This window comes from Marinobacter profundi (genome assembly GCF_002744715.1).
GTDB lineage: Bacteria > Pseudomonadota > Gammaproteobacteria > Pseudomonadales > Oleiphilaceae > Marinobacter > Marinobacter profundi.
Map to the genome: position 1 here is coordinate 182,475 of NZ_KZ319374.1, position 11,705 is coordinate 194,179.

At 62.6% G+C, this 11,705-nt stretch carries 10 protein-coding genes; 7 read left to right on the forward strand and 3 right to left on the reverse strand.

Features of this window, described 5'->3' with window-relative positions; all coding sequences use genetic code 11:
• The first annotated feature begins 345 nt into the window (after positions 1–345).
• The 4 genes from CLH61_RS15075 (at position 346) to CLH61_RS15090 (ending at position 6,662) form a co-directional block, all read left to right on the forward strand.
• Complete coding sequence (locus tag CLH61_RS15075; protein ID WP_228152659.1) at positions 346–1,719, forward strand: wax ester/triacylglycerol synthase family O-acyltransferase; 1,374 nt, start codon at positions 346–348, stop codon at positions 1,717–1,719.
• A gap of 173 nt (positions 1,720–1,892) precedes the next feature.
• Positions 1,893–2,996, forward strand: a complete 1,104-nt coding sequence (locus CLH61_RS15080; protein ID WP_099615587.1) for a porin — start codon at positions 1,893–1,895, stop codon at positions 2,994–2,996.
• A 254-nt stretch (positions 2,997–3,250) separates the two neighbouring features.
• Positions 3,251–4,420, forward strand: a complete 1,170-nt coding sequence (gene nosP / locus CLH61_RS15085) for a nitric oxide-sensing protein NosP (protein ID WP_099615588.1) — start codon at positions 3,251–3,253, stop codon at positions 4,418–4,420.
• A complete protein-coding gene (locus CLH61_RS15090) occupies positions 4,395–6,662 on the forward strand; it encodes a hybrid sensor histidine kinase/response regulator (RefSeq protein WP_228152665.1) in 2,268 nt (755 codons plus the stop codon). The genes nosP and CLH61_RS15090 overlap by 26 nt, the downstream gene beginning before the upstream one ends.
• Here the strand turns inward: CLH61_RS15090 and CLH61_RS15095 are convergent, their stop codons facing one another.
• Together CLH61_RS15095 and CLH61_RS15100 are read right to left on the reverse strand one after the other, a co-directional pair.
• On the reverse strand, positions 6,663–7,340 hold the full coding sequence (locus tag CLH61_RS15095) for a response regulator (protein ID WP_099615630.1): 678 nt from the start codon (positions 7,338–7,340) through the stop codon (positions 6,663–6,665). It abuts the gene before it with no gap.
• A gap of 112 nt (positions 7,341–7,452) precedes the next feature.
• Complete coding sequence (locus CLH61_RS15100) at positions 7,453–8,037, reverse strand: rhodanese-like domain-containing protein (RefSeq protein WP_099615590.1); 585 nt, start codon at positions 8,035–8,037, stop codon at positions 7,453–7,455.
• A 138-nt stretch (positions 8,038–8,175) separates the two neighbouring features.
• On the opposite strand from CLH61_RS15100, the gene CLH61_RS15105 reads away from it, so the two are divergent.
• The 3 genes from CLH61_RS15105 to CLH61_RS15115 are packed head-to-tail and all read left to right on the forward strand — an operon-like array spanning position 8,176 to position 10,611.
• Positions 8,176–9,177 carry an ABC transporter substrate-binding protein gene (locus tag CLH61_RS15105; protein ID WP_099615591.1) on the forward strand — a complete coding sequence of 334 codons (1,002 nt, stop codon included), beginning with the start codon at positions 8,176–8,178 and terminating at the stop codon, positions 9,175–9,177.
• Entirely contained in the window at positions 9,174–9,950 is a 777-nt protein-coding gene (locus CLH61_RS15110) for an ABC transporter permease (protein ID WP_099615592.1), read from the forward strand. The genes CLH61_RS15105 and CLH61_RS15110 overlap by 4 nt, the downstream gene beginning before the upstream one ends.
• Positions 9,943–10,611: an ATP-binding cassette domain-containing protein gene (locus CLH61_RS15115; protein WP_099615593.1), complete on the forward strand. Its 669-nt coding sequence runs from the start codon at positions 9,943–9,945 to the stop codon at positions 10,609–10,611. The genes CLH61_RS15110 and CLH61_RS15115 overlap by 8 nt, the downstream gene beginning before the upstream one ends.
• Positions 10,612–10,900: 289 nt before the next feature.
• On the opposite strand, the gene CLH61_RS15120 is transcribed toward CLH61_RS15115, so the two are convergent.
• Positions 10,901–11,704 carry an ABC transporter permease gene (locus tag CLH61_RS15120; protein WP_099615594.1) on the reverse strand — a complete coding sequence of 268 codons (804 nt, stop codon included), beginning with the start codon at positions 11,702–11,704 and terminating at the stop codon, positions 10,901–10,903.
• Between the last annotated feature and the right edge of the window lies 1 nt (position 11,705).

Sequence of the window (11,705 nt, forward strand, 5' to 3'; positions counted from 1 at the left end):
CGTCTTATGATTGGTTGTTTGCAGGGCGGGTCCTGCTGTTGTATCGCGTTGTGGTACTTGTTGTATTGGCACTGAATACCAGTGTTACGCCGAGCCAGGGCCAATGGTCTGCTTGGTCGCGGTGCCGGATTGCGCACCATTACTGGCTAATAACCATTTCATCATTCCTTATTTCGAGTATAGAGGGGAAGGGTTAACTGCGCGTAATTTTTTGTAAGACCGTGACCGGCCGCGGTTTTATGGAGCCCCCGCGGCTTGTCTGGCACAATGCCGGGTCAACTTGTCCAATAATAATGATCTTGCCTTCGGGGGCTGCCGGGTTTGAGTCACAAGGAATCGCACCTCATGTTGCCGGTGGATGCTGCCTGGCTGGCGCTCGAGGCCCCCCACAATCCGATGACCATCACCGTGATGATGCGGGTCGAGGGGCTCACCGAAAACCGCCTGCAGGAATTTATCGAGCGCTACTGGCTGGCCTGGGAGCGGTTTCGCCTGCTGCCGGTCCGTAAGGGGCCGGCGTGGCACTGGCAAGCGGATCCGTTGTTTGCCCTCCGCCATCACCTCGCGGTTGTCCCGCACTCTCTGGATGCGGAGGCTTTGCAGGACTGGGTATCGGCGCGGCTCAATCAGCCTCTGCCAGACTACCGCCCGCGCTGGAAATTCTGGCTGGTGCCCCATGCCGAGGGCGGTGCCGCCCTGTTGTTGCGTATCCACCATTGTTACGCCGACGGACTGGCCCTGCTGGAGGTGTTTGACCGCCTCTGTCCGACCTCGCCGCGGCAGCCCCCGGCCATCTACGGGGGCCGGGAGAGCACCGAGCCGACCCGCTGGCTCGACGGCACCCGGGCCTGGCTGGCGGAGTTGCTGGCCGGGGAGGGGGGCACCAATACGGCGGCGGTCATGTCGGCGCGGTCCGCCGCCGGCTCCCGCAACCGGCTGGAACAGGCTGCCCTGCGCGGAGTGCGGCTGGTTAACGAACTGAGCCATTTCGTGGTGGAAGCCGAGGACACCCCGTCGCCCTTGCGTCAGACCCTGCTCGGTCGTCGCCGCTGCTGCTGGTCGGAGCCGTTGCCGCTGGCGCAGTTTCGCTCGGTCGCCCGCAGCGCCGGTGTGACCATCAACGATGTTCTGCTGAGCTGCGTGGCCAGTGCGGTACGCCAGGCACTTGCCGGTGCCGGGGTCGATCTGGACCAGGCCTGCGCCCATGCCGCCGTGCCGGTGGATATCCGCAGCCGGTTGCCGGACGGGGTGAGCCCGCCGGAGGGCAGCCTGGGGAACTACTTCGGGACGGTCTTCGTGCCCCTGCCGGTGGATGGCGGCAGTCCGCTGGAGCGCCTTTACCGGATCAAACATGAAACCCGCCGCCTCAAGCGCAGCTGGCAACCGGGCATTTCCTGGGCCCTTGCCGGCGCGGCTGCCTTGCTGCCTGACCATCTCCGCCAGGCGGTTGCCGAACTGTTCTGCCGCAAGGCCAGTACCGTGGTGTCCAATGTACCGGGTACCCGCGAGCCGCGATACCTGGCCGGATGCCGGATTACCGAGCAGATGTACTGGGTTCCCCGTGCCGGTGACATTGGTCTCGGTGTCAGCGTGGTCAGCTATGCCGGCCAGGTCCAGTTCGGCGTCGTGGCAGACGAGGCCGTAGTGGCCGACCCGCAGCAGTTCCTGGCCTGCTGCCTGGCGGAGCTGGAGGAGCTGGCCGGCAAGGCCGGGTCGTAATCCCAAAGTCCTGATCCGGGGGCCTCCTAAATAAGCAGTGAACCGGCTCCCTTGGCGAATATCCCCTGTTGTTCCCTTCACCGACCATGAGGCTCAGGCGAATCATGCCGCCTCGGGAAGCCGGTCGGAACCGGTTTTCCTGGTCCCAGAATTCAACAAAAACCGGGGGAACTATGAACAACAACAACTTCAGGAAGTCAGGAATCGCGCTGGCGCTGGCCACCATGGCCGGGTTCAGTGCGGGCAGCCACGCTGCGGTGGAGGTGTACAACCAGGATGGAACGGTGTTTTCGGTGGACGGCTATTTCAACGCCTTCTATGTCAACCGTGACGACAAGCTGGCGGATACCCGTGATTCACGTATCAAGATGGGTTTCCTGCCCAACACCATCGGCTTCAATTTCAGCAAGGAGATGGGCGACCTGACGCTGGGTGGCCGTTCCTCGTTCTGGACCACCATCAACGACAGTCTGGATACGCCCACCGACACTGCAATCGACGTGCGGCAGTTCTACGCCACGGTGGACGGCAGTTTCGGCCAGGTGCTGATTGGTAAGGACTTCGGCCTCTACGCCCGTTCCAACATCTTCCTGGATGAAATCCTCATGGGCTTTGGTTCCCCGGGCCTGCCCGGCGGCGTGTCCTTCGGCAATATCCGCGCCGGCTATCCGTACCCCACGCCGTCTGCCCAGATCACCTACCGTTCGCCGGACATGGGTGGCCTCAAGATCGCTGCCGGTGTCCTCGATCCGGCTGACACGGTCTCCGGAACCGCAGCGGATGAGAATGCCGCTCCGCGGTTCGAATCGGAGCTCACCTACAGTGCCAACCTGAACCAGGTTGCGCTCACCGGCTGGGTGAATGGCCGCTACCAGTCTGCCGAGAATGGTGCAACGACGGTAGACAGCACCGGCCTGGGGTATGGCGTGAAGGCGTCGGTAGCCGGGCTCACGCTCGCCGCATCCGGGTTCACTTCCTCTGGCGATAACCCGGTACTGATCGGCAATGGCGCGGTCACCGAGGACGACGCCGATGGTTTCCTGGTGCAGGCCTCCTACGCCTTCGCGGCTAACCGGGTTGTGCTTTCCTACGGCGAAACCGATGCCGAGATCCTCGACCTGGAAACCGAGAGCACCACCGTGGGCTTCTTCCACGATGTGAACAGCAACTTCAAACTGGTTGCCGAGTACAACATGTACGAAGACCGCAATCGCACCAACGGCAACACGACCACCGAGGCGGACACCATCGCCCTGGGTGCCATCGTTACCTTCTGAGTGGTTTGACGCTGAGTGGTTTGACGCAAAGGTGCGGCACGGAAGCCCGCCTGATGCGCTGTTGACTTGAGACTAAAGTGCCGGTTTGTCGTACCGGCAATCGGCCACGCCACCGGGCATTGATTCGAGGAGTATTTTAATCAATGGCTTACGATCATTTTGGCGCGCCTATTAAAAGCACTGAAGTCGCATTGGCCCGGGCTCCGGATGCCGTAGAATCGTGGTGTCGTCATCCGTATTCCGAGCCAGTCGCCATGAAACCAGCCACTACCTTGCCTGCCGTGCGGGTGGCCAATTCCAGTATCCGGGATCCGCAGTTGGCGGCGAGCACGCTGGCCAGCCAGCTTCGCCACGAACATCTGGGCTGTGTGCTGTTTTTCTGTTCGGCCGAGTACGACCTGGTCCGTCTCGGGCCGGCACTTGAGCAGGCCTTTCCGGGGGTGCGGGTCAGTGGCTGCACCTCCGCCGGTGAAATCACCGCCGAGGGTTACGATCGCGGGTGTATCACTGCAATTGGCTTCGATGCCCGCTACTTTGCCATCGATTGCGCGTTGATCCGCGAGCTCGACCAGTTCAGCCTGCAGGATGCCCAGCAGGTCATTGACGGCCTGCTGGCCACCTGCCGCGACGCCGACCTCGCCCCGGTCCGGGGCAATACGTTTGCCATCACCCTGCTGGACGGTCTTTCCAGCCGCGAGGAGCTGGTGCTGGCCACGCTCAATGCGGCCCTGGGTACGATACCCCAGTTCGGTGGGTCGGCCGGCGACGACGAGCGCCTGGCGAACACCCATGTGTTTTTTGACGGCCGCTTCCATACCGGTGCGGCAACCGTGATGCTGGTGAACACGCCGCTGGATTTCCGGGTGTTCTCTACCCACCACATGGTCGAACGTAGCGAAAAGCTCGTGGTCACCGGCGCCTGTGCCGAAACCCGTACGGTCTATGAGCTCAATGCCGAACCCGCTGCCGAGGCCTACGCCCGAGCGGTGGGGGTGGAGGTGGCCGCGCTCGATCGTAAAATCTTTGCCTTGCGGCCCCTCGGGGTGAAGATCGGCGGGCACTATTTTGTCCGCTCGATCCAGCGGGTCAATCCGGACGGCAGCCTGACGTTCTATTGCGCCGTGGAGACCGGGATCGTGATGACGGCTATGAAGCCGGATTCGCTGCTGGACAGCGTGCGGACCCAGATCGAGGCGTCCGAGCGGGTGGTAGGGTCGCCCCTCGTCACCATCGGCTGTGACTGTTTCCTGCGGCGCCTGGAAGCCGAGCTTACCGGGCAGGCTGCAGCAGTATCGGATTTCCTGCAACACCACAAGGTGATTGGCTTCAACACCTACGGCGAGCAGTTCAACGGCATGCACATCAACCAGACATTTACGGGGGTGGTGATTGGCCAGCCTGCTGCCAGCTCAGGAACGGCCTGAGATACTCACGGATGAGGCAAAAGACCGGCGGATTGCAGAGCTCGAAGCCGACAACCGGCGCCTGTGCCGCATCCGCGATGCGCTGATTGTGCGGGTGGAGTCCGGAGCCGCCCACAAGCCGGAACCCTATGCCGCCTTCGAGCACTCGGTCATTCTCGCCGAGCAGGTCCGCGAGCGCACCGAGGCGCTGAACCTCACCATGGACGAACTCAAGGCCAGCAACCTGGCCCTGGAGCGTGCGCGGCAGGAGGCAGAAACCACCCGTCAGCGGCTTAGCGACGCCATTGAAAGCATTGCCGACGGTTTTGTCCTGTTTGATCATCGCCACTGCCTGATCCAGAGTAACAGCCGTTTCCGCAGCTACTGGCGTCATGCTGGTGTCGAGGTGCCGGCGCCAGGCACCCCCATTGCCGAGGTGAAACGCCAGGCGGTGGTGTCGGGGTTGATTGTCGAGGAACAGGACAATCCCGCGTCCGAGGGCACGGTATTCCTGCTGTCGAACGGGCGCTGGGTGCAGATGACCGAAAGGCCCACCCGCGAGGGCGGGCTGGTGGTACTGTATTCCGACATCACCGACGTCAAGAACAGTGAAATGGCGCGGCGCATCAAGGCGCTGGAAGAAAGTGAACGCTGGATCCGGGTGGTCACCGACCACGTTCCGGCCCTCATTGCCTACGTCGGGGCGGACCTCACCGTGCAGTTCTGCAACAAGGTGTACGAGGCCTGGTACGGTGGTAGCGACGAGCCGCTGCTGGGCAAACCGCTGAAAGATGTCCACGACCCGGTGCTGTACCAGCGCCTGCTGCCCCACGTCCGCGAGGCCCTGAACGGCACCAGCGTCAATTTCGAGTTTGAGGAAACCGGCGCCCGCGGTGAGTGCCGCTACATGTTGCGCTCCTATGTGCCCAACATCAGCAGCGAGGGCCGGGTGCTCGGCTTCTTCGTACTGATCCGCGACATCACGGATCGCCGCAAGACGGCCCTGGCACTGGAGCAGGCCTACGACAACCTCGAGCGCCGGGTCAAGGAGCGCACGGCAGCCCTGACCGGACTTAACAACCAGCTGCGCCAGGAAATCAGTGAACGGGCGGCGGTCGAGGCGCGCCTGCGGGATGCCAAGCTGGAGGCGGAGCGCGCCAACCTGTCAAAAACCAAGTTTCTCGCAGCGGTCAGCCACGACCTGCTGCAGCCGCTGAATGCGGCGCGGCTGTTTACCGGCGCCCTGCTGGAACACTCATTCGGGCCGCGGGCCGAGGCCCTTGTGCGGTCCGTCAGTACCTCGCTGGACGACGTCGAAAGCCTGCTCGGCACGCTGGTGGATATTTCCAAGCTCGATGCCGGGGTGATCCGGCCGGATGTCACCGCCTTTGACCTGCGGGACCTGCTCAACAACATCGCCCGTGAATTCCGCCAGATGGCCCTGGCAGAGGGGCTGCAACTGGATTTCGTGCCCTCCTCGGCGGTGGTGCAATCGGACTCCCAGTTGCTGGCCCGCATTCTCCGCAACTTCCTCACCAATGCCATCCGCTACACCGGCAAAGGGCGCATCCTGCTGGGCTGCCGCCGCTGTGGTGACGACATCCTAATCCAGGTCTGGGACACCGGTCCCGGCATCCCCGAGGACAAACTCAGCGAAATCTTCCAGGAGTTCAAGCGCATCCGGCCGGCGGGTGCCCAGCCTGACAAGGGCCTGGGCCTTGGACTGGCCATCGTCGACAAGATCTCCGGTATCCTGGGGCATGACGTCACCGTGGACTCGGTGGAGGGCAAGGGATCGGTGTTCAGCGTTCGGGTGCCGTGCGGTACCTTGTCACCCCGGCGGGAGCAGGGCGAGACCACCGATGTGGTGCCGGCCGATCACAGCCTGGGGGGAGCGCGGATCTGGGTGATTGATAACGACCACGCCATCTGCCGCGGCATGCAGACCCTGCTCGAGGGCTGGGGTTGCCAGGTGCTGACCGCCGTGTCGCTGGAACATCTGCAACAGCAGCTGGATCCGCTGACGGCCGATGCCGACCTGATCCTGGCGGACTATCACCTGGATAACGAGCAGAACGGTGTCGATGTGGTGGCGGCGATCAACGACGCCCGCAGCCACCCGATTCCGGTGGTCATGATCACCGCCAACTATTCCAACGAGCTGAAACAGCACATCCGGGAGCTGGGTTACCTGCTGATGAACAAGCCGGTGCGGCCACTGAAACTGCGCAGTGCCCTCAACCACCTGTTGCGGGCACACTGATCAGCGCTTGAGGTACTGGCTGAAATCCACGTCGCTGGCGGACAGAATGGCCTGGACCCGGTTGTGGACCCCGAGTTTGCGCAGAATCGCCGAAACATGGGCTTTCACCGTGGTTTCGGCAATGTTGAGGTTGTAGGCAATCTGTTTGTTGGATTCCCCCTTCGACATCCGTTCCAGCACCAGCAACTGGCGGCGGGTGAGGGAGTTCAGCAGTTCCGGCGAGATCGGGTTATCCTCGTGGCGGCTGCGTCGCTGGCTGCTCTCCTTGCCGGTGCGAATGATGTCGGAGGGCAGGTAGACGTTGCCGTTGAGGATCTGCTGGATGGCCTCAGTCATCTGGGTGCGGGGCGAAGACTTCGTAATGAAGCCCACGGCGCCATAGGTGATCGCCTGCAGGACTATCTGCTTGTCTTCCTCCGCCGAGACAATCACCACCGGAATGGTGGGTGCCTCATTGCGCAATGAAATCAGGCCGTTCAGGCCGTGCATCCCCGGCATATTGAGGTCCAGCAGAATCAGGTCCAGGTCATCATGTTCCCGGGTCAGCTCAAGGGCGCTGTCGAGGTCCTGGGTTTCAATCACTTCGCTGCCGGCAAAGCCGGAGGCAATCACGCTGCTGATGGCTTCCCGGAACAGCGGGTGGTCGTCGGCAATAAGGATCTTGTAGGTGGCTTCCATTAAGGGGTCCGGCTGGCTGGGTGACTCGGCGGAACAGGGCTGTTGTTTATCATAGCGGTTTTCCGCGGCAGGTGCGGCAGTGTCGGTTGCATTCAGCATGGTCGCCTGCTCCTCAGTTGTTGTCGTGGGTAAATTGCGGGGGGACCGGCTCGATAATGACGCTGGGATGGCCGGCATTCTGCCAGCTGTCAATGCCGTCCCGTAGCCAATAGAGCTGACTGTAGCCGGCTTCCGCCAGCCTGCGGGTGGCATTCCAGGACAGCCAGCAGTCGGATTTGCAGAGCACCACCACCGGGTGATCCCGGCGGCCGGCAGTCCGCGCCCGGACGTTGTCGAGCAGATAGTCCCGCCACGATTCATCCAGGTCGCCCTTGCCAGTGTTGGGTAGCCAGATGGCACCCGGAACCGAGGCATGGGGTTCGGTCAGCAGAAAGCGACCGGCACGGAACTCAAGATTGATGACATCAATCACCAGCGGCGCGGGTGCGGACCGGCGCAGCGCCTGCAGTTCCTGCGGGCCGATGGTACGGGCACTGGCAGCGGTTTGCGGCGTGGGGCTGCGGTAGCGGTCGATGCGGTAGCCGTCGGCCGAAAACAGCGCCGCGTCAGCGCTTGCCGGTGCTGCTGTCAGCTGGCCGGGCCATCCGCCGGTCAGCAGGACCAGCCACGCAGTGGTGATGAGCAGGGGCCGGATCATTGTGCGGCAACCTCTGATTATTCTTGTGATGACTCCATTACACGCCAACCGGTTCCGAGGTTGAATGCGACCATCGCACCAAAAAACAGGCACCAAAGTACTATTCTTGCACCGGGGCAGGCTTCGTATCGTGGTTTTATGAACCGACCCCATGTCCTCTCGTTGCCCGTGACCCCGCGTGCCAGTCTGCCCCGGCACTGGCTGGTGAGCCTGTTGCTGATCCTGGCGCTGCCCGTTATGGCCGCCGCCGAAAGCCTGCCGGTCGTGTCCGTCAGTGTCCTGCAATACGGTACCGCGCACTGGGAGCTGGACCATATCCAGCACCGGGGGCTGGATCGGGAACAGGGTTACCGCCTTGAGCTGAGGCTGGTTGCCAACCTGCCGGCCTCCCGCCTCGCCGTCACCAGCGGAGCGGTCCATGGTGCGGTGGCTGACCTGCTGTGGGTCCAGTCGCGGTTTCGGGACGGTACGCCCTATACCTACCTGCCGTTTTCCACGCAGATCGGTGATATCCTCGTGGCCGAGAACTCCACTATCCGGACGGTGGCGGACCTGGCGGGCAAACGCATCGGGGTGGCCGGCGGACCCGACAGCAAAGGCTGGATCCTGTTACAGCAGGTTGCATCGCAGCAGGGCCTCGATCTTGCAGCCTCGGCGGAGGTCCAGTACGCAGCCCCTCCCTTGTTAAGCCAGGCCCTGAAGCGGGGGCAGCTGGATGTGATCGTCACCTATTGGCACTTCGCTGCCCGCCTGCGGGGCGAGGGCGGTTGGCGCTCGGCCTTTGGCATGGCCGACCTGCTGACGGCACTGGGGCTGAAAGCGAAACTGCCGGTTCTGGGCTATGTGTTTCCCGCCGGCTGGGCGAGCGGCCATCGCCCGCTGCTTGACCGCTTTGCCGCCTCGGTGCGCCGGGTCAAAGCCGAACTGGCCGAGGATCCCGCGCACTGGCAACGCCTCCGGCCATTGATGCGCAGCCCCGACGACGGCGCATTTACTGCCCTGCGCGCAGGCTTCCTGGATGGCACGCCGGAACCGCTGACCGGCCAACGGATTGCCGACCTGCACCGGTTGCTGGTACTGACCGGTGCTGATCCGGACAAACTCATGGCCGACGCCCTGTTCTTCCGGGAGGAACCATGACCGCCAGGGCTGGCCAGCCAGCGGCCTGGAGCTACTGGGTGGTACTGCCGGCCTGCATCCTGCTATGGGCCGTCATTGCAGCAACCTTGCAGACCCCTCTGTTGCCATCACCCGGCGAGGTGATTGTGGCGCTCCGGTCCGAGGCCACCAACGGGCAGCTCTGGTTCCATCTCGCCGCCACCCTCGCCCGGGTGACCGTCGCCTTTGTCCTGGCGATGGCCATCGGCACCGCCATCGGCCTCGCCATGGGCCGTTCAACCCGGACCAACGCCCTGTTTGATCCTTTGCTGGTGGTGCTGCTCAACCTGCCGGCCCTGGTCACCATCATCCTCATGTACGTCTGGTTCGGCCTGGTGGAAGTGGCAGCTGTACTGGCGGTAGTGGTCAACAAAGTCCCCAACGTTGCCGTCACCGTCCGCGAGGGCGCCAGGAGCCTCGATCCGAAACTGGAAAGCATGGCCACCGTGTACCGCTTCACCCGCTGGCAGCGGTTCCGGGAAGTCTGGCTACCCCAACTGTTTCCCTACCTGATGGCCGCCACCCGCGGCGGCCTGGCCCTGATCTGGAAAATCGTCCTGGTGGTCGAGCTGCTCGGCCGCTCCAGCGGCGTCGGCTTCAAACTCCACCTGGCCTTCCAGGTCTTCGACGTGGCCACCATCCTGGCCTACAGCCTGGCGTTCATCGCCATCGTCCAGCTCATCGAACTGGCCCTGCTCCAGCCCCTGGAGCGCCGCGCAACCCGATGGCGGCAACCGGAGACGGCCCATGCTTGAATTGAGAATCGAAGGTCGCAGCTTCGGCCTGCCTGTGCTGGGGGAAATCTTCACCACCATTTGTCAGGGTGACCGAATCTGTCTGCTTGGCCCATCCGGCATCGGCAAAACCACCCTGCTAAATGCCATCGCCGGCCTAGACGGGGCAATGCCTGACGCGGCCGTGCCGGGCCGGAACAAAATGCGGGTAGGGTACCTGTTCCAGGAACACCGACTGCTACCCTGGCGTACCCTGCGCCAGAACCTGGCTATCGTTGGTGCCGGAGATGCCGACATTGAACGTCTATTGGCCAGTGTCGGACTTGCCGGCTACGCCGATCATCTGCCCGACCAACTCTCTCTGGGCATGGCACGCCGCGCCGCACTGGCCCGTTGCCTGGCGATCCAGCCGGATCTGTTGTTGCTGGATGAGCCGTTCGCCTCCCTCGACCCGGTTCGTGCCACCGAACTCAAACAGCTTATCCTCGACCTACTGGGCCGGTACCCGACAATGGCCATGATCTGCGTCACTCACGATGCCCGGGACGCCACTGAGCTGGCGAACCGTCTGTGGTACCTCGATGGCCAGCCGGCGTGTTTGCAATGGGATGGCACAATTGCAGCGCAATCTGGAGTGGAAAGCCTGGTCCAACGGTTACGCACTTTGGACCAAGTGGTCTGAATTACCTTGAAATCGTTATCTGAGAAGCCTTCACTTAAGTTGATTGAAGGCGCTGGGTGGGGCTGTCCAAAACTGTGCGGAGCCATGGATGGCGGAGCTCAAGCGTCACAGGGGTGAGGCCGAGCGCTTATGAAGCGAAGCTTCATGCGACAGCCGAACGACTGCAATCTATGATTGCAGGCCGGACCCCGGAGGGGTGCCGAAGGAGCGGGTTTTGGAAAGACATCCCAATGCCTTCCTGCCGCAGGCTGATCGGGCTCTCATGCTTGGTTCACCAGGACTGGAGGTTTCAGGCAGGCTTGGTCCCCAGAATTTTAGTCCGCTGAGGCCGAAATCCCGCCGTGGCAAGCAGGGCCAAAACAACGGTCACCCCGGCAGTAATCCCATAAGCCACCGGATTCCACTCCAGATACAGCGAAAACCTGATCGCCTCCACCGCATAGGTGAACGGATTGAACTGGCAAACCCAATACAACCACGGACTCGCCTCATTCATTTTCCACAGCGGATACAACGCCGAAGACATGAAAAACATCGGGAAAATGACAAAGTTCATCACCCCGGCAAAATTCTCCAACTGCTTGATCCAGGTCGCAATCAGCAGCCCCAGCGCCCCCAGCATCAGACTGGTCAGCACCAGCGCCGGCAGCACCGCCAGATAACCCCAAAGCGGCGGCTCCACATCCACCAGCAACGCCAACAGCAGAAAGACATACACCTGCCCGATCGACACCACCCCCATCGCCAGCAATTTGGTCACCAGCAGAAACGGCCGCGGCAGCGGACTCATCAACAGCACCCGCATACTGCCCAGCTCCCGGTCATACACCATGGACAGGGCCCCCTGCATGCTGTTGAACAGGATGATCATCCCGCACAGCCCCGGAGCAATGTACGTCTCGTAGGTAATGTAGGTCTGATAGGGCGGGATAATGGAAATCCCCAGTACCGCCCGGAAACCGGCGGCGAACACCACCAGCCACAGCAGCGGCCGAACCAGCGCGCTGGCGAAGCGGGTGCGTTGCTGCCAGAACCTCAGCCATTCCCGGGTCTGGATGCCGACAAAACAGTGCCAGTAATGAGCTGCTTTCATG